A 20,629-nucleotide genomic window follows, 5' to 3' on the forward strand; every position below is an offset into this window, starting at 1 on the left:
GTCAGACCTCTTCGACGCTGCTCGGCTCGCGCCGGGACAGGTCGATGCCGAGCTCCTCCGCAGCGCGGAAGACGTCCTCGTCGGTGTCACGCATCTCGATGGACATACCGTCGCTGGACAGCACCTCCACGTTCAGGCAGAGCGACTGCATCTCCTTGATGAGCACCTTGAAGGACTCGGGGATGCCGGGCTCGGGGATGTTCTCGCCCTTGACGATGGCCTCGTAGACCTTCACGCGGCCGGTGACGTCGTCGGACTTGATGGTCAGCAGCTCCTGGAGGGCGTAGGCGGCACCGTAGGCCTCGAGGGCCCACACCTCCATCTCGCCGAACCGCTGGCCACCGAACTGGGCCTTACCACCCAGCGGCTGCTGGGTGATCATGGAGTACGGACCGGTCGAACGGGCGTGGAGCTTGTCGTCGACCAGGTGGTGCAGCTTCAGGATGTACATGTAGCCGACCGAGATCGGGTCCGGGAACGGCTCACCGCTGCGGCCGTCGAACAGCCGCGCCTTGCCGGACGGGAGCACCATGCGCTCGCCGTCGCGGTTCGGGATGGTGTGCTGCAGCAGACCCGCCAGCTCGTCCTCGCGCGCACCGTCGAACACCGGGGTGGCGACGTTGGTGCCGGGCTGGACGTTGTCGGCGCCGATGACCTGCAGGCGCTGGGCCCACTCGTCCGCGAGGCCGGAGACGTCCCAGCCGCGGCTGGCGAGCCAGCCGAGGTGGATCTCCAGGACCTGTCCCGGGTTCATTCGGGACGGCACACCCAGCGGGTTGAGGATGATGTCGACCGGGGTGCCGTCCTCCAGGAACGGCATGTCCTCGATCGGCAGGATCTTGGAGATGACACCCTTGTTGCCGTGACGGCCGGCGAGCTTGTCACCGTCGGTGATCTTGCGCTTCTGCGCGACGTACACGCGCACCAGCTGGTTCACACCGGGGGGAAGCTCGTCGCCCTCCTCGCGGTCGAAGACGCGCACACCGATGACCTTGCCGGTCTCGCCGTGCGGCACCTTCAGCGAGGTGTCACGGACCTCACGGGCCTTCTCACCGAAGATCGCGCGCAGCAGGCGCTCCTCGGGGGTCAGCTCGGTCTCACCCTTCGGGGTCACCTTGCCGACGAGGATGTCGCCGGCGATGACCTCGGCACCGATACGGATGATGCCGCGCTCGTCGAGGTCGGCGAGGACCTCCTCGGAGACGTTCGGGATGTCCCGGGTGATCTCCTCGGGGCCGAGCTTGGTGTCACGGGCGTCGACCTCGTGCTCCTCGATGTGGATCGAGGAGAGGACGTCGTCCTGCACGAGGCGCTGCGACAGGATGATCGCGTCCTCGTAGTTGTGACCCTCCCACGGCATGAACGCCACGAGCAGGTTCTTGCCCAGCGCCATCTCGCCGTTCTGGGTGGCCGGGCCGTCGGCCAGGACCTGGCCCTCGATGATCCGGTCGCCCTCGTTGACGATGACCTTCTGGTTGACCGAGGTGCCCTGGTTGGAGCGGGCGAACTTGGCCAGGCGGTACGTGATGTACGTGCCGTCGTCGTTGGCGGTGGTGATGTAGTCCGCGGAGACCTCCTGGACCACACCCGCCTTCTCGGCCTTGACCACGTCGCCGGCGTCGACGGCGGAGCGGTACTCCATGCCGGTGCCGACGAGCGGGGACTCGGACTTAATCAGCGGCACGGCCTGACGCATCATGTTCGCGCCCATGAGGGCACGGTTGGCGTCGTCGTGCTCGAGGAAGGGGATCATGGCGGTCGCGACCGACACCATCTGGCGCGGCGAGACGTCCATGTAGTCCACGTCGTCACCGGCGACGTAGTCGACCTCGCCGCCACGGCGGCGGACCAGGACGCGGTTCTCGGAGAAGCGCATGTCGTCGTTCAGGCCGGCGTTGGCCTGGGCGATGACGAAGCGGTCCTCCTCGTCGGCGGTCAGGTAGTCGACCTCGTCGGTGACCTGGCCGTCGATGACCTTGCGGTACGGGGTCTCGACGAAACCGAACGCGTTGACCCGGCCGTAGGAGGCGAGCGAGCCGATCAGACCGATGTTCGGGCCTTCGGGCGTCTCGATCGGGCACATGCGGCCGTAGTGCGAGGGGTGCACGTCACGGACCTCGAAGCCGGCCCGCTCACGGGAGAGACCACCCGGGCCAAGAGCCGACAGACGGCGCTTGTGGGTGAGACCCGACAGCGGGTTGTTCTGGTCCATGAACTGCGACAGCTGGCTGGTGCCGAAGAACTCCTTGATGGAGGCGACGACCGGCCGGATGTTGATCAGGGTCTGCGGCGTGATCGCCTCGACGTCCTGCGTGGTCATGCGCTCGCGCACGACGCGCTCCATACGGGCCAGACCCGTGCGGACCTGGTTCTGGATGAGCTCGCCGACGCTGCGCAGGCGGCGGTTGCCGAAGTGGTCGATGTCGTCGGTCTCGACGACGATCGACTCGCCGCTGTCACCCGTCGTCTCGGTCTCGCCGGCGTGCAGCTTCACCAGGTACTTGATCGTCGAGATGACGTCCTCGACGGTCAGGATGCCCGCGTCGAGCGGAGCGTCCGCACCCAGCTTCTTGTTGACCTTGTAGCGGCCGACCTTGGCGAGGTCGTAGCGCTTGGGGTTGAAGTAGAGGTTCTCGAGCAGCGTCTGCGCGGCCTCACGCGTGGGGGGCTCGCCCGGACGCAGCTTGCGGTAGATGTCGAGCAGCGCGTCGTCCTGGCCCTGGGTGTGGTCCTTCTCCAGGGTGGCGCGCATGGACTCGTACTCGCCGAACTCCTCGAGGATCTGCTCGGTCGTCCAGCCGAGCGCCTTCAGGAGGACGGTGACCGACTGCTTGCGCTTGCGGTCGATACGGACACCGACCATGTCGCGCTTGTCGATCTCCATCTCCAGCCAGGCACCCCGGGACGGGATGATCTTGGCGGAGAAGATGTCCTTGTCGGACGTCTTGTCGATAGAGGAATCGAAGTAGACACCGGGGGAACGGACCAGCTGCGACACCACGACACGCTCGGTGCCGTTGATGACGAAAGTGCCCTTGTTCGTCATGAGCGGGAAGTCGCCCATGAAGACCGTCTGGGACTTGATCTCACCGGTCTCGTTGTTGGTGAACTCGGCGGTGACGAAGAGCGGGGCGGCGTACGTGAAGTCGCGCTCCTTGCACTCGTCGATCGAGTTCTTCGGCGGCTCGAAGCGGTGGTCCCGGAACGTCAGCGACATCGACCCGGAGAAGTCCTCGATCGGGGAGATCTCTTCGAAGATCTCCTCCAGACCGGACTTGGTGGGGACGTCCTGACCGTTCTCCAGAGCCTCCTCGACCCGACTCTGCCAGGCGGTGTTGCCGAGCAGCCAGTCGAAGCTCTCGGTCTGCAGCGCGAGCAGGTTCGGAACCTCGAGAGGCTCCTTGATCTTTGCAAAGGAGATGCGCAGCGGGGCGGTGCTGGCGCCGTTGTTCGTATTCGCGGTCGAGGCAGTGCGCGAGGCGGCCAAGAGGGGGTCCTTCCGAGGGCTCGGACTCACTACGCGCGTACCGGTCCCTCTCCCACACACAGCGATGGAAACCCCAGGTCAAGGGTGCTTCGGTCGACTGTGCTCGAGTGAGGGCAGACCCCTGGTGACGGGCAGGGGACAGCTAACAGGCAGCGCAAAGGGTCAGTGTAGCCACTTGGCACACTGATGTCCAGCGCGGGTTTTTCGAGACCCTCGTTGTGCTCACCGCTCTTGTCAACGCCCTCGGCATGCTGCCCTCAACGCACGTTGATACTGCCCTCTTCGCCGTCGATCCATGCCTCGGATTCGGATCCTTGTGACGACGCGTCCTGAGAATTGCGCGCTGCGTGCGGTTCGTCAAGAGCCCCCAGCCGGAACGGCGCCGTCCGGAGACACGACGAAGATCACCATACCCCTCGCCGTCACGAGCGCAAGGCAACCGTGGCCGGCCCTCGGATACGCCGAAGAGCGACCACCCGGATGGATGATCGCTCTTCGGTGCGTTCGCGTTACAGCCCCAGGGGACCGATTTCAGCGCGCGTTCGAGTCCTGGAGGACCCGGAAGGTCTTACTTGACCTCGACGGAGGCACCGGCGCCCTTGAGGGACTCGGCGGCCTTCTCCGCGGCCTCCTTGTTGACCTTCTCGAGGACCGGCTTCGGGGTGCCGTCGACGAGGTCCTTGGCCTCCTTCAGACCCAGGGAGGTCAGCTCACGCACGACCTTGATGACCTGGATCTTCTTGTCGCCGGCGCCGGTGAGGATGACGTCGAACTCGTCCTTCTCCTCAGCGGCCTCGGCCGGGGCGCCGGGGACGGCGGGGCCGGCAACGGCGACCGCGGCGGCGGCGGTGACGTCGAACTTCTCCTCGAAGGCCTTCACGAACTCGGAGAGCTCGATGAGGGTCATCTCCTCGAACTGAGCGAGCAGGTCTTCCTGGCTGAGCTTCGCCATGATGGCGGTCCTTCCACTAAATCGGCGGGTGCCGGATGTACTGGGTGTGGCGGGCGTACGTCGGCCCGCTGAGACCCTCGCCGCGTCAGGCGGCCAGGATCAGAAAGCGAGCCGAGTTACTCGGCACCGCCCTGCTCGTCCTGCTTGGCACGAAGCGCGTCCACGGTGCGGACGAGCTTCGACGGGAGCGCCTGGAAGACCTGAGCAGCCTGAGTCTGCTTGCCCTTGAAGGCACCAGCCAGCTTGGAGAGCAGAACCTCGCGGGACTCGAGGTCCGCAAGCTTCTTGATCTCATCGGCGGACAGCGCCTTGCCGTCAAGGACACCGCCCTTGATGATGAGATTCGGGTTGTCCTTGGCGAAGTCACGGAGACCCTTCGCCGACTCCACCGGGTCACCGGTGACGAAGGCGACGGCCGTCGGACCAGCGAAGAGCTGGTCGTCCAGCGTGATCCCGGCCTCGTTGGCCGCAATCTTGGTCAGCGTGTTCTTCACCACGGCGTACTGGGCGTTCTCACCGAGCGACCGGCGCAGCGTCTTGAGCTGCGCCACGGTGAGACCGCGGTACTCGGTCAGCACGGCGGCGCTGGAGCTGCGGAACTTGTCCGTCAGCTCCGCAACCGCGGCAGCCTTGTCGGGCCTCGCCATAGAGCCTCGGCCTCCTTCCGGGTGATTCGGACCGCGCGGACCCGAAGGAGGACTGGGCAAAACAAACGCCCCGGCGCAGGCGCTCGGGGCGGACTCGACCGGCCGCACACGTGAGAACGCGTGCCCCGGGAGTACTTCCACAATCACCTGCGCGGGTCGCCCACTTTTCAGCGGATCCTTCGGCCACCGCACCTTCGTTCGAGAGCGCGGCAACGACCAGCGGTCTTTGGCTTCTGGAAGAGAGTAAAGGACCGGGGCGCCGTCGAGCAAATCGGGCCCTGCGGGCCACCCCGGTCCTTCGGTCGCGCCGTCGCCGGCGCCGGAATCAGGAGAGGGTGCCGCTGCCGGTGCTGCCCGAGACGGTGCCGCCGGACTTGAGCATGTCCTTGAAGTCCCGGGTGTCGCCGGCCGGGGGCGCCTCCGCGGTGACCTTCACGCCGTAGTCGGTGTAGAAGGTGGTGTTGGTCATGGTGCCGTTGGCCATGGCGGCCTTCTCGGTCTTCTTGACCAGCAGGTTCTGGTCGTTGATCCAGATGTCGACCGTGTCGGTGGTGACGCCCGCCGTGCTGAGCTGCTTCTTCAGGGCCGCCAGCTGGTCCGCGTCCAGGTTGCTGGTGCGGTCCGCGAGGTCGGCGACGTCGACCGTGCCCGAGTAGTGCACGGTGTGGGCGCCGTCGACCTTCTCCTCGCCGACCTTCTTCACGTCACCGGAGGCCAGCAGCATCTTCACCGACTGGTTCGGCGTGGCGGTCTGGATCTGGTCCTTCATGTACGACCCGGAGGCGCCGCCGAGCTTGGCGAGGTCGTCGTAGGAGTACTTCAGCCAGTGCTTGCCGCCGCCCGCCTGCTGGGCGTAGGTGTCGCTCATGTGCGCGTAGTAGGCGTCCGGCAGGTAGCGGGCCTCCATCGACGCGGAGCCGGCCTTCTTCATCATCTCGGCCAGCTGACCGCCGGTGTAGGTGATGGTGAGGTTGCCCTTGAGGCCGTCGCCCCAGGTGAGGGCGCCGTTGGCCGTCATCGACATGACGTCGCCCATGGACGTGGTCGAGCGCACCTTGGCCGAGTCGGCCTTGTCGGTGGACTTCTCGACGGAGCGCAGCGCGGCGACGGGGCTGACGTGTATCGCGCCTCCGCCTGCCGCCTTGTCGGCGCCCGAGGAGCCGCAGGCGGCCACGCCCGTCAGCGCGGCGACCACCGCGATCGAGAGGCCCATCCGGCGCGCGGTCGTGCTCTTCATCTGCTCCCACCCCTAATGCGAGTCCCGTGCCTGCACCGTAACCCAGGCCACTGACAGTCGTGCGAAAGGTCGCACAAAGAAGGGACGGGCCCCGCCCCTGGAAGGTTCCAGGGAGCGGGGCCCGTCCTCGATGCGCGCGTACCCGACGCGGCTACCGGTGTGAGCCGAGGGCTCAGACGGCGGCCGGGTCCTCCTCGACGAGGAGGTTGCGGGTGCGGTTCGGGTCGACCGGGATGCCGGGGCCCATCGTGGTGGTGATGGCGGCCTTCTTGATGTAGCGACCCTTGGCGGCGGACGGCTTCAGACGGAGGATCTCCTCCAGCGCGGCGCCGTAGTTCTCCACCAGCTTGTCGTCGTCGAAGGACGCCTTGCCGATGATGAAGTGCAGGTTCGAGTGCTTGTCGACGCGGAACTCGATCTTGCCGCCCTTGATCTCCGTGACGGCCTTGGCCACGTCGGGGGTGACGGTGCCGGTCTTCGGGTTCGGCATCAGACCACGCGGGCCGAGGACGCGGCCGAGGCGGCCGACCTTGCCCATGAGGTCCGGGGTGGCGACGACGGCGTCGAAGTCCAGACGGCCCTTCGCCACCTCGTCGATGAGTTCGTCGGAGCCGACGATGTCGGCGCCCGCGGCCTCCGCGGCCGCAGCACGGTCACCGGTCGCGAAGACCAGGACCCGGGCAGTCTTGCCGGTGCCGTGCGGCAGGTTCACGGTGCCACGGACCATCTGGTCGGCCTTGCGCGGGTCGACACCCAGGCGGAAGGCGACCTCGACGGTGCCGTCGAACTTGGTCGTGGAGGTCTCCTTGGCGAGACGGACGGCCTCGAGCGGGGCGTAGAGCTTCTCCCGGTCGATCTTGGCGTCCGCAGCGCGGAGAGCCTTGCTGCGCTTGCTCACAACTTGCTCCTGTGTGTTCTGAAAGGAGTCGTGGTCTCCGGGCCGAGCAGGCCCTGCCACGTGCGACCGGCTACGGCCGCATGGACTACTGGGGGTGGGGTCAGCCCTCGACCGTGATGCCCATGGAGCGGGCGGTGCCGGCGATGATCTTCGACGCGGCGTCCAGGTCGTTCGCGTTGAGGTCGGGCATCTTGGTCGTGGCGATCTCGCGGACCTGCGCCTCGGTGATCTTGGCGACCTTGGTCTTGTGCGGCTCGCCGGAGCCCTTCTCGACACCCGCGGCCTTGAGGATCATCTTGGCGGCCGGCGGCGTCTTGGTGACGAAGGTGAAGGAGCGGTCCTCGTAGACCGTGATCTCCACCGGGATGACCCAGCCACGCTGCGACTCGGTCGCGGCGTTGTAGGCCTTGCAGAACTCCATGATGTTGACGCCGTGCTGACCGAGCGCGGGGCCGACCGGCGGGGCGGGGTTCGCCGCACCGGCGTTGATCTGGAGCTTGATGAGCCCCGTGACCTTCTTCTTCTTGGGAGGCATAGCTCTCCGGGTCCTTTCGATTCGGGTCCTGCCGACATCCGGGGACCACCCGGACGCAGGCATACCGCACAACGATAACGGGTATAGATGCGCGGCCAAAAACCGTGCAGGTCAGACAGGCTGAAGCAGCCCACCTGACCTGCACGGAAGCAAGAGGTCCAGAAAGAACTAGTTCTTCTGGATCTGGTCGAAGGAGAGCTCGACCGGCGTCTCGCGGCCGAAGATCTCCACCAGGCCCTTGACCTTCTTCGAGTCGGGGTTGATCTCGTTGATGGTCGCCTGGAGCGTGGCGAACGGGCCGTCGGTGACGGTGACCGAGTCGCCGACCTCGAAGTCCAGCACCTGGACCTCGACCTTGCGCTGCGGAGCGGGCTTGCCCTCGGCCTCGGCGGCCTCGCGGGCGGCCTTCTCCTCGGCCTCCGGGGCGAGCATCTTGACGATCTCGTCCAGGGTCAGCGGGTACGGGTCGTAGGCGTTGCCGACGAAGCCGGTGACACCCGGGGTGTTGCGGACGACGCCCCAGGACTCGTTGGTGAGGTCCATGCGGACCAGGACGTAACCCGGCAGCTTGTTCTGCTTGATCGTCTTGCGGTCGCCGTTCTTGATCTGGACGACCTCTTCCTGCGGCACCTCGGCCTGGAAGATGTAGTCCTCGACGTTCAGCGAGACGGCGCGCTGCTCGAGGTTGGTCTTCACGCGGTTCTCGTAGCCGGCGTAGGTGTGGATGACGTACCACTCGCCGGGCAGGGTGCGCAGTTCCTCGCGCAGGGCCGCGATGGGGTCGACCGGCTCGGCGGGCTCGACCGGCTCGGCCGGCTCCTCCTCGGCGGCCTCGGCGACGAGGGCTTCCTCGTCGTCCTCGGCGGCTTCGCCGTCCTCGTCCTCGACGTGCAGGGCGGCCTCTTCGGCCGGCTCGCCCGCTTCGGCCTCGGCAGCCTCGAACTCGTCCTGCTCGTCCGCGCCCTCGACGATGTCGAGCTCGTCGTCGACCGTCTCGGCAGCCGGCCCGCCGGGCTCGGTGGCGTCGTCGTTCAGGTTCGGGTCAGACACGATGGCTGCTTCTTCCTGGATACATAGGGGTGGAACATGCGAAAACGGGCGCCGGTACCACGGCGCCCTTCGCTCTTGGCTCAGCCGAAGACGTACTTGGCCGCGTGGTTGAGCCCATAGTCAATCACGGTCACCAGGGCGATCATGATGGCGACGAAGAAGATCACCACGGTGGTGTACGACGTCAGCTGGTTGCGCGTCGGCCAGACGACCTTGCGGAGTTCCGCGATGACCTGGCGGTAGAAGGTGGCCAGACGCTTCAGCGGGCCCTTCTTGGCGCGCTTGCCGCCCTTACGGGCCTTCTTCTTGGCCTCGGGCAATTCGTCCTGAGCATCAGGCGTGTCGATGGAGCCCACGGCGTCCGTCATAGTCCTCACCTGATCCCGGGTCGTGGCCGTGCCGCGCCCGGTTTCTGAGCCGCACGGCGGTGCATTGCTGTACGTACATGCGCACACATCCTGGCGGTGTGTGTAGCAGGGCCGGAGGGACTTGAACCCCCAACCGCCGGTTTTGGAGACCGGTGCTCTACCAATTGAGCTACGACCCTTTGTGTGTCCCCCAACGTACCGCATCCGACCGAGTGCTCGGTGTGCACCCATTTCGGCGGTGGCTGCTGAAGGCCAACGAGGTGTGAGTGTACGTGGTCCGCGGCCCGGCGTCGAACAGAAAGCGCCCGTCCGGGGGCCCCTGGCCGAAGATCGTCCAGGCCCGGGGCCGGATTCGAATCCCTGTTCACGCCTCGACCCCTTGCTGTTCAGTCTGTGAAACCCGTGTGCCGGGGGCATTTCCGGTCTGGAACGATGGGCCCCATGAGCGCTGCAACCCCTCCCACCGAGCGCCGGGTCTCCGCCCGAGTCGGCGCGATCTCCGAGTCCGCCACCCTCGCCGTGGACGCCAAGGCCAAGGCCCTCAAGGCCGCCGGGCGTCCGGTGATCGGCTTCGGCGCCGGCGAGCCCGACTTCCCGACCCCGGACTACATCGTCGAGGCGGCCGTCGAGGCCTGCAAGAACCCCAAGTACCACCGCTACACCCCGGCCGGCGGTCTGCCCGAGCTGAAGTCCGCGATCGCCGCCAAGACGCTGCGCGACTCGGGCTGGGAGCCGGACGTCTCCCAGATCCTGGTCACCAACGGCGGCAAGCAGGCCATCTACGAGGCGTTCGCCGCGATCCTCGACCCGGGCGACGAGGTCATCGTCCCGGCGCCGTACTGGACGACGTACCCGGAGTCGATCCGTCTCGCCGGCGGTGTCCCGGTCGAGGTCGTCGCCGACGAGACGACCGGCTACCGCGTCTCCGTCGAGCAGCTGGAGGCGGCGCGCACGGAGAAGACGAAGGTCGTGCTCTTCGTGTCCCCGTCCAACCCGACCGGCGCGGTGTACTCCGAGGCCGAGACCGAGGCGATCGGCCGCTGGGCCCTCGAGCACGGTCTGTGGGTCCTGACCGACGAGATCTACGAGCACCTGGTCTACGGCGACGCGGTCTCCGTGTCCCTGCCGGCGCTGCTGCCCGAGCTGCGCGACAAGTGCATCGTGGTCAACGGCGTGGCGAAGACCTACGCCATGACCGGCTGGCGCGTGGGCTGGGTCATCGGCCCCAAGGACGTGGTCAAGGCCGCGACCAACCTCCAGTCCCACGCCACCTCGAACGTCTCCAACGTGGCCCAGGTGGCCGCCGTGGCCGCCGTCTCCGGCGACCTGACGGCCGTGGCCGAGATGCGCGAGGCCTTCGACCGGCGCCGCAGGACGATCGTCCGGATGCTCAACGAGATCGACGGCGTGCTCTGCCCGGAGCCCGAGGGCGCCTTCTACGCCTACCCGTCGGTGAAGGGCCTGCTCGGCAAGGAGATCCGCGGCAAGCGCCCGCAGGACACGGTCGAGCTGGCCGCGCTGATCCTGGAGGAGGCCGAGGTCGCGGTCGTCCCGGGCGAGGCCTTCGGCACGCCGGGCTACCTGCGGCTGTCGTACGCGCTCGGTGACGAGGACCTCGTCGAGGGCGTGAGCCGGATGCAGAAGCTGCTGGCGGAGGCGCGGGACTAGTTCCCCGGCACCACGCGCGCGTGCGGGCCGTTCCCCCCGGGGGAGCGGCCCGCTCCTGTGTGCGAGCAAGACCACGTACGGGGAAACGGCTACCGGTGTGGCGGGTGCGTACGGCAGGATCCTTGGATGGAGCGTGTACGTGATCTCTCTGAGCTGCCGAAGGCCCATCTGCACCTGCACTTCACCGGCTCGATGCGGCCGGCGACCGTCCTGGAACTCGCCGACAAGTACGGCGTCCGCCTGCCCGACGCCCTGACGGAAGCACTGACCAGCGGCGAACCGCCGAAGCTGCGGGCCACGGACGAGCGGGGCTGGTTCCGCTTCCAGCGGCTGTACGACGCGGCACGCTCCTGCCTGCGCGAGCCGGAGGACATCCGGCGGCTGGTGCGGGAGGCCGCCGAGGAGGACGTGCGGGACGGCTCGGGCTGGCTGGAGATCCAGGTGGACCCGACGTCGTACGCGCCGCGGCTGGGCGGGCTGATCCCGGCCCTGGAGATCATCCTGGACGCGGTGGAGACGACGTCCCGGGAGACCGGCCTCGGGATGCGCGTCCTGGTGGCCGCGAACCGTATGAAGCACCCGCTGGACGCCCGCACCCTGGCCCGGCTCGCGGTGCGCTACGCGGACCGCGGTGTGGTCGGCTTCGGGCTCTCCAACGACGAGCGGCGCGGCATGGCCCGGGACTTCGACCGGGCCTTCCACATCGCGCGCGAGGGCGGTCTGCTGTCGGCCCCGCACGGCGGCGAGCTGACCGGCCCGGCCTCGGTCCGGGACTGCCTGGACGACCTGCACGCCTCCCGGATCGGGCACGGTGTGCGCGCGGCGGAGGACCCGCGGCTGCTGAAGCGGCTGGCCGACCGTGGCGTGACCTGCGAGGTGTGCCCGGCCTCGAACGTGGCGCTCGGGGTGTACGAGAAGCCGGAGGACGTCCCGCTGCGCACCCTCTTCGAGGCGGGCGTGCCGATGGCCCTGGGCGCCGACGATCCGCTGCTGTTCGGCTCCCGGCTGGCCGCGCAGTACGAGATCGCCCGCCACTCCCACGGTTTCTCGGACGCCGAGCTCGCGGAGCTGGCACGGCAGTCGGTGCGGGCTTCGGCGGCCCCGGCGGACGTCAGGGCGCGGCTGCTGGCCGGCGTGGACGACTGGCTGGCGCGCCCGGCCGCCTGAAGTGGGGCGTGGGTGTGGCCCACTGAGCCCCGGCCGGTACGGCTAGAGGCTCACGCCGACCGTCACCGGCTCGTTGACGAGGGTGACGCCGAAGGCCTCGCGGACCCCGGCGACCACCTCGCGCGCCAGGACCAGCAGGTCCTCGGTGGTGGCGCCGCCCCGGTTGGTGAGGGCGAGGGTGTGCTTGGTGGAGATACGGGCACGGCCGGTGCCGTAGCCCTTGGGGAAGCCGGCCTTGTCGATCAGCCAGGCCGCGGAGGTCTTGGTGCGGCCCTCCCCCGCGGGGTAGGCGGGCGGTTCGACGCCGTCGCCCATGCGCTCGCGCACGCGCGCGTGGAACGCGGCGAACTGCTCGTCGGTGAGGATCGGGTTGGTGAAGAAGGACCCGGCCGACCAGGTGTCGTTGTCCTCGGGGTCGAGGACCATCCCCTTGCCGGCGCGCAGCTTCAGGACGGTCTCCCGGGCGTCGGCCAGCGGCACCCGGTCACCGGGCTCCACCCCGAGCGCACGGGCCGCCTCCGCGTACTTGACGGGTGCCGAGAGACCGCCCGCGTCCTCCAGCTCGAAGCGGACGCGCAGGACGACGTAACGCTCGGGGTCGGCCTTGAAACGGCTGTGCCGGTACGAGAAGACGCACTCCTCGTTCGTCAGGGTCACGGTCTCGCCGGCCCGCCGGTCGTAGGCGATCACCTCGGTGATGGTCGCGGAGACCTCCTGGCCGTACGCGCCGACGTTCTGGATCGGCGTGGCGCCCGCGGAACCCGGGATGCCGGCGAGGCACTCGATGCCGGCGAGGCCGGCCTCGACCGTGCGGGCGACGGCGTCCGTCCACACCTCGCCCGCCGCCAGTTCCAGCGTGGTGCCGCGCAGTTCGACACCGCGCGTGGCGATGCGCAGGGCGGTGCCGTCGAAGCCCTTGTCGCCGATGACCAGGTTCGATCCGCCGCCGACGATCAGCAGCGGGGTGCCGCTGTCGTCGGCCTCGCGGACGGCGGCGATCACCTCGGCGTCGGTGCCGGCGGTGACCAGCCGTGTGGCGGGGCCGCCCAGCCGGAAGGTGGTCAGCGGGGCGAGGGGGGCGTCGTGGAGTACCTGCACGGCCCCAAGACTACGAGACGCCCCGCCCGGAGCCGGCGTCCCGGTGCGCCCGTGCCGGGGAGCCTGTGCTGGAGCGCCCGTGCCCGAGGCGCGCGCGGCTCGGCGGTGGCTCCCGGCCCCGCCCCCACACATGGCCGCACGCGCGCGTGGCCGCCTTGCAGGGGGCCACGCGCGCGTGCGGGGTGTTTCCGCCCAGGAGCCGGGGCGGGCCGGTGTCACCTCTGCAGCCTCCGGGCCACCTCCTCCCAGCCGATCGGCAGCCGGTCGGCGGAGGTCTGCCAGGTGGCGAAGGCGACGTCGCTCATCTGCGAGGACAGGCCTTGGGAGATGGGGCGGTGGGCGCCTGAGCGGGCGAAGGTCTTCAGCGCGCCCTCCGACTCCCAGGCGGACACCGTCCAGAAGACCTTCCGCAGGGGCTGCGCCCTGAGCGAGGCACCGTGGGCGCCGGGTGCGCGGGATATCTGCCGCCACACGGCCGGGGTGCCGGCGAGGAAGCGGAGGGCGCCCCGCAGGGTGCGGGTCTCGAAGCGCGAGGCGAAGACGTGCACCTCGGCGTCGTGCGGCGGGGTGTTCGGCACGGTCCAGGGAAGCGTGGGCATCGCGGGCTCCTTGCGGGGAGGGTTCCGGTTCAGCGGGCGGTGGACTCGAGGACCGGTGCGGGCGCCTGCCCGGCCGGAGGCGCGGCCACCGGTCCGGTCTTCCGGCGGCCCGGGATCATCAGCGCGGCGACCCCGGCGAGGGCGACCACGGTGGCTCCGGTGACCAGGGCGGGCCGCATTCCGTCCACGAAGCTCTGCGCGGACTCGTAACCGCCCTGCGCCGAGAAGATCGACGACATGACCGCGATGCCGAGCGCGCCGCCCACCTCGCGCAGCGCGTTGTTCGCGCCGGAGGCGATGCCCTGCTCCTGCGGCCGGACGCTGGACATCACGAGGTTGGCGGCCGGCGCGAAGTACAGGGCCATGCCGACACCACTCATGATCAACGCGGGCAGCTGGGCGGCGTAGGAGGCGTCGGCGGTGGCCACGCACGCCATCCAGCCGAGCCCGGCGGCCTGCAGGAACAGGCCCGCGGCGACGACCGGCCGGCCGCCGATGCGGTCCGACATGATCCCGGCGACCGGCGCGCCGAGCATCGGCATGCCCGTCCACGGCAGCATCCGCAGGCCTGCCTCGGTGGGCGAGGAGCCGAGGACGCCCTGCATGTACTGGCTGAGCAGGAAGATCGAGCCGAACATCCCGACGAACATCAGCAGGCTCGCCGCGTTGATCCCGGAGAACGCCCGGGAGCGGAACAGTCGCATCGGCAGCATCGGGTTCGCCGCGCGCGAGCTGTAGAGGACGAAGCCCACCAGCAGTGCTCCGCCCGCGAACAGCGCGGTCAGCACCACCGGGTCGGTCCAGCCGTCGGCGGGGCCGCGGACCAGGCCGTACACGATCCCGACGAGTCCGCCGCTGGCGAGGAGCGTGCCGGGGACGTCGAGCGGGGCGCCCGCGCCGTGGGACTCGGCGAGCCGCAGCCGGGCGAGCGGCAGCGCGGCCAGGCCGAGCGGCACGTTCAGCCAGAAGACCCAGTGCCAGGAGACGTGTTCGGTGAGGGTGCCGCCGATGAGCGGCCCCGAGGCGACGGCGAGCCCGTTGACGGCTCCCCAGATGCCGTAGGCGGTTCCGCGCCTGGCGGCGGGCACGGCCGCGGTCAGCAGGGTCAGTGTGAGCGGCATCATGACGGCGGCGCCCACACCCTGGACCGCGCGGGCGGCGATCAGGGAGCCGATGCCGGGGGCCATGGCCGCGGCGGCGGAGGCCCCGGTGAAGACGGCGAGTCCGGCGATGAACATCCGCCGGCGTCCGAAGCGGTCGCCGAGCGCGGCGCCGAACATCAGCAGCACGGCGAAGGTGAGCGTGTAGGCGCTCACGGTCCATTCGAGGTCGTCCAGCGCGCCGCCGAGGTCCTCGCGGATGGAGGGAAGTGCGGTGGTGACGACGAGGTTGTCGAGGGCTGCCATGAACCCGGCGACGCTGGTGATGACGAGGGCCCACACGGCGCCCCCGCGCCGAGCGCCGGCCGGCGTGTTCTGCTCTGACATCTCTCCCCCAGAGGGCTTGGTTAGTTATTGATGACTAACTTTCGCGGCCATGAAGAGACGACCCCGCCCCCTCCGCCCGCCTGCGTCACTTCTCCAGGCGGCCCTTGTCGTGGGCCGACGGGTAGAGCCCCTCCCACACCCGGTGCTCGGGCGGGAAGCCCATGCCCACCAGACAGTTGATGAGCATGCCGTACGCGAGGAAGTCGGTCGTCTCGTCGATGTCCGCGCCGAGCGCCAGATGCACGGTGTCCCACAGTCGCATCCAGCCGTTCCGCACGCTCTCACCGAACTCGCGGTCGCCTTCCTGCTCCGCGGCCGCCACGGCGACGTACATCTGCATCTGCATCATCAGCCGCTCGGGCCGCTCGGCGATGACCTCGGTGTACGCGTTCGCCATGGCGTGCAGCGCATCCTCGCCCCGCAGCCCCTCCGACGCCTCCTCGAAGGTCCGGATGGTGTCCTCCACGCAGCGCTCCGCCGCGGCGAGGAAGATCGCCTTCTTGCCGGGGAAGAGGCGGAAGAGGTACGGCTGCGAGACTCCCACCCGCCGGGCGATCGCCTCGGTGGAGGTGCCGTGGTAGCCGCCGCGCGCGAACTCGGCGGTCGCGGCATTGATGACGCTCTCGCGTCGCTCCTCTGCGCTCATCCTGGGCATGCCAGTAAGTTAGTGCCCAATTACTAACTTGGCAAGGGAGCGCCCGCCGGGTACGCGCAAGGGGCGCCCCACCAGGGAGGACGCCCCTCACTCGCTGCCTCACCCATGCGTACGGGGCCGTCAAGCCAGTCGTACGACCGCCCGGGACATGCCCAGGACCTTCTGGCCGGCGCTCATGGCCGTCAGGTCCACCCGTACGGTGTTGTCGTCCAGCTTGGCCGCGACCTTGCCGCTGACCTCGATCAGCGCGCCCTGGTCGTCGTTCGGCACGACGACCGGCTTGGTGAAGCGGACGCCGTACTCCACGACCGCGCCGGGATCGCCGATCCAGTCGGTGACCACCCGGATCGCCTCGGCCATGGTGAACATGCCGTGCGCGATGACGTCCGGGAGGCCGACCTCCTTGGCGAACTTCTCGTTCCAGTGGATGGGGTTGAAGTCCCCGGAGGCGCCCGCGTACTGCACCAGGGCGGCGCGGGTCACGGGGAAGGTCTGCGCCGGCAGCTCGGTGCCGACCTCGACGTCGCCGTAAGCGATCTTCGCCGTCATCAGGTACTCACGCCTCCTCGGCCGCGCGGGCCACGAGCTTGGTCCAGGCGGTCACGACGTGCTCGCCCGCCTCGTCGTGCACCTCGCCGCGGATGTCCAGGATGTCGTTGCCCGCGAGCGACTTGATCGCCTCGATGGTGGAGGTGACCGTGAGCCGGTCGCCGGCCCGGACCGGGCGGCGGTAGGCGAACTTCTGGTCCCCGTGCACCACGCGGCTGTAGTCGAGCCCGAGCTGCGGGTCCTCGACGACCTGTCCGGCGGCGCGGAAGGTGATGGAGAACACGAAGGTCGGCGGGGCGATCACATCGGGATGACCGAACGCCTTGGCGGCCTCCGGGTCCGTGTACACCGGGTTGGTCTCCGCGACCGCCTCGGCGAACTCGCGGATCTTCTCCCGGCCCACCTCGTAGGGCGCGGTGGGCGGGTAGGTCCGTCCCACGAAGGACTGGTCGAGCGCCATGGCCCGGTACCTCCTGATGTCTGCTGTGGTGGCCCCAAATTAACCGGAGACCGGTCACGGAACGTAGGCGGGGCGACGGGGGCGGATGATCACCGGACCGACGGGCGCGTGGCCCGGCGGCGCGGTGGACCGCGTGACCGGTGACCGGCCGAGCAGGAACATCACCGGCACGCGAAAACGCCGTGAGGCCGCCCCCTCGGAAGGGGACGGCCTCACGGACGAGCCTATTTATCGCGTTTCGCGATGCGCGGTGTGCGCATTGCAACGCGGGCAGTGCTTCTTCATCTCAAGACGATCCGGGTTGTTACGCCGGTTCTTCTTGGTGATGTAGTTCCGCTCCTTGCACTCCACGCAGGCCAGCGTGATCTTCGGGCGGACGTCGGTGGCAGCCACGTGAGTGCTCCTAAGACGAACGGATGGACTAATTCAACGCAAGAAAGAGTAGCCGATCGAAGGACCGACCCCGCAATCGGCTACTGTCAGTAGCGGTGACCGGACTTGAACCGGTGACACAGCGATTATGAGCCGCTTGCTCTACCGACTGAGCTACACCGCTGCGATGCGATCGGACCCCGCCTCTCGACGGGAACCTCTCACACCAGAGCCCCAAAACGGAATCGAACCGTTGACCTTCTCCTTACCATGGAGACGCTCTGCCGACTGAGCTATTGGGGCGAGCGATGAAGACATTACACGGTCCGCCGCCGTTCACCCAAATCCGTATCCGGCCGCCCTCCGCAACGCCCTCCCCGGCCCCCTCCGCAGGCTCCTGAGCCCCAGGAACGGCACCGGCGCGGGGCTGCTGACGGTCGGACAGGCGCACCGCGCGCGTGGATCAGGCCGTGCCCCGCACGCGTGCGTACGGGGCCCGGAGCCGGGCCTCCGAGCCGGTCGCCCGGTACGCCCTCGCGGTCGCCGCGGGCCGCGAACGGTGCGGGCCACGCGCGTGGGCGACACATGTACTTCCATGGGTGGACCACGCCGGTACGACTATTGCGCTCCTGCGCGACCCGCGCGGCTCGCCACCCTAGGCTCGACTCACTCTGCGTGATCTTGGGCCGTCCCCGCGCGTCCCTGCTTCGACGTCCGTCACGCCGGCCCGCCCCGAGCCCCCGGCCCCGACCCTGTGGAGCGCGATGCCCGACAGTCAGCCGCAGCCCCACCAGCCGCCGAACCCGTCGGGGTCCTCGGGGCCGTCCGACCCGGCCGTCCTGCTGCTGTGCGGGGCGCGGCTCACCGACGGCAGGACCGTGGACGTACGGCTGTGCGACGGGCGCATCGAGGCGGTGGGCACGGCCGGCAGTCTGGCGCCGGGGCCGGCCCGGAAGCTCGCCACACGCGTGGACCTGAGCGGTTACCTGCTCCTGCCGGCACCGGCCGAACCGCACGCCCACAGCGACACCGCCCTGACCGCGGAGCACCCGGGACCGGTGTCGTACGCCCCGGAGGACGTCCAGCGCCGGGCCACGGAGTCGGCCCTGCTCCAGCTCGGGCACGGCGCGACGGCGGTACGCGCGCACGTGCGCGTGGGCGACGTCCAGGGGCTCGGCGCGCTCGGGGCCGTCCTGCAGGCCCGGCGGTCGCTGCGCGGGCTGGGCGAACTGACCACGGTGGCGATGCCCCGGCTGCTGACCGGGGTGGCGGGGGCCGACGGGCTCGCGATGCTGCGGGACGCGGTGAAGATGGGCGCCTCCGTGGTGGGCGGCTGCCCGGACCTGGACCCGGACCCCACGGGCTACGTGGAGGCCGTCCTGGAGGTGGCGTCCGAACACGGCTGCCCGGTCGACCTGCACACGGACGCCGCCGACGCCGCCCGGCTGTCCCGGCTCGCGGTCATGGCGGGCGGCCTGCGCCCCGGCGTGACGATCGGACCGTGCGCCGGTCTCGCGCGCCTGCCGTCCGACATGGCCTCCCGTGTCGCGGACCAGCTCGCCGCGGCCGGGGTGACGGTGGTGTGCCTGCCGCAGGGCGGCTGCGGCGGCGCCGGACGGGAGGGCACGGCCCCGGTACGGCTGCTGCGCGCGGCCGGGGTGCGCGTGGCGGCCGGGAGCGGCGCCCTGCGCGACGTCTCCAACCCCGTCGGCCGCGGTGATCCGCTGGAGGCGGCCTACCTCCTCGCCTCCGCCCACGACCTGCGCCCGGAGGACGCCTACGGCGCCGTGAGCGCCTGCGCCCGCGCCGCCATGGGCCTGCCGGACGTGCGCGTGGAGGCGGGCTTCCCGGCCGAGCTCCTGGCCGTACGCGGTGATCACCTGGCCGGGGCGCTCTCACTGGCGTACAGCCGGATCGTGGTGCACCGGGGCCGCGTGGTGGCACGCACCAGCGCGGTCCGCGAGTACTGCAACTCGGCGGCGGCAGCGGAGCTGGGGCTCCCCCGCCAGGGGCGCGGAGAGCTGTCGTAGGGGCGGGGAGAGCTGTCGCCGGGCGGAGAGAGCCGCCGCGGGGGCGGGGAGAGCCGTCGCGGGGGCGGGGAGAGCCGTCGCGGGGGGGCGCGGAGAGCTGCCGTAGGGCCGCGGAGAGCCGTCGCAGGGGCGCGCGGTGGTCGCCGTGCCCCGGGGACGCGGCCACGCGCGCGGGGCGCGAGGTGGCGGGCGGCGCGGGACACGCGTCGGCGGTCGCGGTCGGCGGGGGGTCCCGGGAGCGCCTGTGAGCTGGGCGGTCGTGAGCGGGCGGCGGTCAACCCGTGCGGCGCATGCGGCCCTTCGGGCGTACGGTCGGATTCATGCGCATTGTCATCGCTGGTGGTCATGGTCAGATCGCGCTGCGGCTGGAGCGTCTGCTCTCCGCGCGCGGGGACGAGGTGGCGGGCATCATCCGCAGGGCCGAGCAGGGCGACGCCCTGCGGGAGGCCGGTGCCGAACCGGTGCTGCTCGACCTGGAGTCCGCCTCGGTGGAGGAGGTCGCGGCGCACCTCCAGGGCGCGGACGCGGCGGTGTTCGCGGCCGGCGCGGGGCCGGGCAGCGGCACGGAGCGCAAGGAGACGGTGGACAAGGGCGCGGCGATGCTGTTCGCGGACGCGGCCGTCCGCGCGCGCGTGCGCCGCTTCGTGGTGGTGTCGTCGATGGGTGCCGATCCGGCGCACCAGGGCGACGAGGTATTCGACGTGTACCTGCGCGCCAAGGGTGAGGCCGACGCGTACGCCCGCCGGCAGGAGGGGCTGGACTGGACGATCCTGCGTCCCGGCGCGCTGACGAACGACGCGGGCACCGGGCTGGTCCGGCTGGAGGCGCACACCGGACGCGGTCCGGTTCCGCGGGACGACGTTGCGGCCGTCCTCGCGGAGCTGGTGGACACGTCGGCGACGGCCGGTCTGACGCTGGAGCTGATCGGCGGCTCGACGCCGGTGTCGGTCGCGGTGAAGTCGGTGGCCGGAAACTGACTGCCGGCGTGGTTCACGCACCGTCACGGACCGTCTTCCGCCGGGCGGAACGAGGGGCGGCCGCCCGGACTTCGGACCAGCAGGTTCAGCAGGTTCAGCAGGTTCAGCATGACCAGCGGGTCCAGCAGGACCGACAGGACGCCACCGGGGCGTCAGAACAGCGGCAGCTGCCCGGGGAAGTCCGGCACGACGTACCCGTCCAACGACGGCTGCACCCCGTCGAGTTGCGCCTGCCGCCGGGACCCGGTGCAGGAGACGAGGTCTCCGTTCCCGCGCGCTCCGGGCGGGTCGTGGCGCGCGAAGCGGCCCGCGACGACGGCGATTTCACGGCGGCACACGGGACAGGTTCTGCGTCGGGAGGACATGCCGCCAGTGTGCCCGGGGCGGGGCCGC

20 protein-coding genes and 3 tRNA genes are annotated in these 20,629 nt (G+C 69.9%); 4 read left to right on the forward strand and 19 right to left on the reverse strand.

The features are described 5' to 3' along the window. Position 1: 1 nt before the first annotated feature. From rpoB to N8I86_RS17115, 9 genes are all read right to left on the reverse strand, one after another. Positions 2-3,487, reverse strand: a complete 3,486-nt coding sequence (gene rpoB, locus N8I86_RS17075; RefSeq protein ID WP_263278151.1) for a DNA-directed RNA polymerase subunit beta — start codon at positions 3,485-3,487, stop codon at positions 2-4. 568 nt (positions 3,488-4,055) lie between these two features. Next, positions 4,056-4,439 carry a 50S ribosomal protein L7/L12 gene (gene rplL / locus N8I86_RS17080; protein ID WP_073901465.1) on the reverse strand — a complete coding sequence of 128 codons (384 nt, stop codon included), beginning with the start codon at positions 4,437-4,439 and terminating at the stop codon, positions 4,056-4,058. A 116-nt stretch (positions 4,440-4,555) separates the two neighbouring features. Continuing rightward, positions 4,556-5,086 carry a 50S ribosomal protein L10 gene (gene rplJ / locus N8I86_RS17085; protein WP_073901466.1) on the reverse strand — a complete coding sequence of 177 codons (531 nt, stop codon included), beginning with the start codon at positions 5,084-5,086 and terminating at the stop codon, positions 4,556-4,558. 325 nt (positions 5,087-5,411) lie between these two features. Beyond that, on the reverse strand, positions 5,412-6,323 hold the full coding sequence (locus tag N8I86_RS17090; RefSeq protein WP_073901468.1) for an SCO4651 family lipoprotein: 912 nt from the start codon (positions 6,321-6,323) through the stop codon (positions 5,412-5,414). A 172-nt stretch (positions 6,324-6,495) separates the two neighbouring features. Beyond that, positions 6,496-7,221, reverse strand: coding sequence for a 50S ribosomal protein L1 (rplA, locus tag N8I86_RS17095; RefSeq protein ID WP_073901470.1), 726 nt, complete (start codon positions 7,219-7,221; stop codon positions 6,496-6,498). Between the two features lie 100 nt (positions 7,222-7,321). Beyond that, complete coding sequence (gene rplK, locus N8I86_RS17100; RefSeq protein ID WP_018543896.1) at positions 7,322-7,756, reverse strand: 50S ribosomal protein L11; 435 nt, start codon at positions 7,754-7,756, stop codon at positions 7,322-7,324. A gap of 168 nt (positions 7,757-7,924) precedes the next feature. After that, entirely contained in the window at positions 7,925-8,806 is an 882-nt protein-coding gene (nusG, locus tag N8I86_RS17105) for a transcription termination/antitermination protein NusG (RefSeq protein ID WP_073901472.1), read from the reverse strand. A gap of 80 nt (positions 8,807-8,886) precedes the next feature. Continuing rightward, entirely contained in the window at positions 8,887-9,174 is a 288-nt protein-coding gene (gene secE, locus N8I86_RS17110) for a preprotein translocase subunit SecE (protein ID WP_073901474.1), read from the reverse strand. Positions 9,175-9,280: 106 nt separating this feature from the next. Further along, positions 9,281-9,353: transfer RNA gene (locus tag N8I86_RS17115), tRNA-Trp, on the reverse strand. Positions 9,354-9,615: 262 nt separating this feature from the next. Here N8I86_RS17115 and N8I86_RS17120 point away from each other — a divergent pair. Both N8I86_RS17120 and N8I86_RS17125 read left to right on the forward strand, forming a co-directional pair. After that, the gene (locus N8I86_RS17120) at positions 9,616-10,842 is read left to right on the forward strand and encodes a pyridoxal phosphate-dependent aminotransferase (protein WP_073901476.1); all 1,227 of its coding nucleotides are present in this window, start codon (positions 9,616-9,618) and stop codon (positions 10,840-10,842) included. A 126-nt stretch (positions 10,843-10,968) separates the two neighbouring features. After that, positions 10,969-12,009 carry an adenosine deaminase gene (locus N8I86_RS17125; RefSeq protein WP_123437592.1) on the forward strand — a complete coding sequence of 347 codons (1,041 nt, stop codon included), beginning with the start codon at positions 10,969-10,971 and terminating at the stop codon, positions 12,007-12,009. A gap of 42 nt (positions 12,010-12,051) precedes the next feature. On the opposite strand, the gene N8I86_RS17130 is transcribed toward N8I86_RS17125, so the two are convergent. From N8I86_RS17130 to N8I86_RS17170, 9 genes are all read right to left on the reverse strand, one after another. Continuing rightward, positions 12,052-13,107 (reverse strand): UDP-N-acetylmuramate dehydrogenase, encoded by a 1,056-nt coding sequence (locus N8I86_RS17130; protein WP_263278153.1) that lies wholly within the window; start codon positions 13,105-13,107, stop codon positions 12,052-12,054. A 215-nt stretch (positions 13,108-13,322) separates the two neighbouring features. Then, positions 13,323-13,706, reverse strand: coding sequence for a DUF3291 domain-containing protein (locus N8I86_RS17135; RefSeq protein ID WP_263278154.1), 384 nt, complete (start codon positions 13,704-13,706; stop codon positions 13,323-13,325). Positions 13,707-13,735: 29 nt separating this feature from the next. Beyond that, positions 13,736-15,193: a DHA2 family efflux MFS transporter permease subunit gene (locus N8I86_RS17140; protein ID WP_073901484.1), complete on the reverse strand. Its 1,458-nt coding sequence runs from the start codon at positions 15,191-15,193 to the stop codon at positions 13,736-13,738. Between the two features lie 85 nt (positions 15,194-15,278). Continuing rightward, complete coding sequence (locus tag N8I86_RS17145) at positions 15,279-15,848, reverse strand: TetR/AcrR family transcriptional regulator (RefSeq protein ID WP_185091339.1); 570 nt, start codon at positions 15,846-15,848, stop codon at positions 15,279-15,281. A 120-nt stretch (positions 15,849-15,968) separates the two neighbouring features. Continuing rightward, positions 15,969-16,397 carry a MaoC family dehydratase gene (locus N8I86_RS17150; protein ID WP_073901488.1) on the reverse strand — a complete coding sequence of 143 codons (429 nt, stop codon included), beginning with the start codon at positions 16,395-16,397 and terminating at the stop codon, positions 15,969-15,971. A gap of 7 nt (positions 16,398-16,404) precedes the next feature. Then, entirely contained in the window at positions 16,405-16,857 is a 453-nt protein-coding gene (locus tag N8I86_RS17155; protein ID WP_073901490.1) for a MaoC family dehydratase N-terminal domain-containing protein, read from the reverse strand. A 228-nt stretch (positions 16,858-17,085) separates the two neighbouring features. Next, complete coding sequence (gene rpmG, locus N8I86_RS17160) at positions 17,086-17,250, reverse strand: 50S ribosomal protein L33 (protein WP_003948671.1); 165 nt, start codon at positions 17,248-17,250, stop codon at positions 17,086-17,088. Positions 17,251-17,340: 90 nt separating this feature from the next. Next, positions 17,341-17,413, reverse strand: a tRNA-Met gene (locus N8I86_RS17165). A gap of 46 nt (positions 17,414-17,459) precedes the next feature. Continuing rightward, positions 17,460-17,532, reverse strand: a tRNA-Thr gene (locus N8I86_RS17170). A 461-nt stretch (positions 17,533-17,993) separates the two neighbouring features. Here N8I86_RS17170 and N8I86_RS17175 point away from each other — a divergent pair. Continuing rightward, positions 17,994-19,259 (forward strand): amidohydrolase family protein, encoded by a 1,266-nt coding sequence (locus N8I86_RS17175; protein ID WP_073901492.1) that lies wholly within the window; start codon positions 17,994-17,996, stop codon positions 19,257-19,259. A gap of 320 nt (positions 19,260-19,579) precedes the next feature. Continuing rightward, positions 19,580-20,236, forward strand: a complete 657-nt coding sequence (locus N8I86_RS17180) for an NAD(P)H-binding protein (protein WP_263278155.1) — start codon at positions 19,580-19,582, stop codon at positions 20,234-20,236. A 152-nt stretch (positions 20,237-20,388) separates the two neighbouring features. Here the strand turns inward: N8I86_RS17180 and N8I86_RS17185 are convergent, their stop codons facing one another. Beyond that, the gene (locus tag N8I86_RS17185; RefSeq protein ID WP_073901494.1) at positions 20,389-20,601 is read right to left on the reverse strand and encodes a hypothetical protein; all 213 of its coding nucleotides are present in this window, start codon (positions 20,599-20,601) and stop codon (positions 20,389-20,391) included. Positions 20,602-20,629 lie beyond the last annotated feature (28 nt).

Origin of the sequence: Streptomyces albidicamelliae (assembly GCF_025642175.1) — a bacterium.
Taxonomy (GTDB): domain Bacteria; phylum Actinomycetota; class Actinomycetes; order Streptomycetales; family Streptomycetaceae; genus Streptomyces; species Streptomyces albidocamelliae.